Origin of the sequence: Pandoraea sp. PE-S2R-1, assembly GCF_002179865.1 — a bacterium.
Classification (GTDB): domain Bacteria; phylum Pseudomonadota; class Gammaproteobacteria; order Burkholderiales; family Burkholderiaceae; genus Pandoraea.
This window is the reverse complement of the sequence record NZ_NGUR01000051.1, coordinates 1-484: the sequence shown is the minus strand read 5'-3', so window position 1 is coordinate 484 and position 484 is coordinate 1. Positions and strand designations below refer to the sequence as shown.

At 67.8% G+C, this 484-nt stretch carries 1 pseudogene; it reads right to left on the bottom strand.

The window, feature by feature from the left end:
* Positions 1–484 (bottom strand): annotated as a pseudogene (locus CDV44_RS28135) (hypothetical protein); the annotation flags it as partial.

The window sequence follows — 484 nt, the reverse complement described above, 5'->3', positions numbered from 1 at the left end:
CGTCGTATGTCGCCTGGATGTCATCGAGTGAATCGAGCGCGACCTCGGTCGTGTTGGCATTGGGCAGACGGTCTGAGGTCAGCCCGAGCGCACGCAGATCGCCTGCACGCACGAACCATCGCCCCTGACGACGGACAACGGGCGCAAGTTGGCCGGTGGACTCGCCGTTCACGATCACCTCAAGCACATAGCGCCCGTCGAGCCGCGAGACGCTACTTGCACGGGGTGGTGTAACCGTGGCCGAGGTCGCGAGCGTGGTCTCATCGAACAGCGTTGTGCCTGAGGCGCCTGCGCGTTCGCCCGTGATCGCGGCGGGCGCGGCAGCGCGTACGTCGCCCGTCTTGCTGAACAGGGTGATGCCGAGTGTCATTGTGGTGGCGAGCACCATGGCCACGGCACCCGACGCGGCCTTGGTCCACCGCGGCGGGGCAGTGGGGCAGGTGCGGCGGGAGGTGTTGACGAGCGCGGCGATGACAGCGGCGAC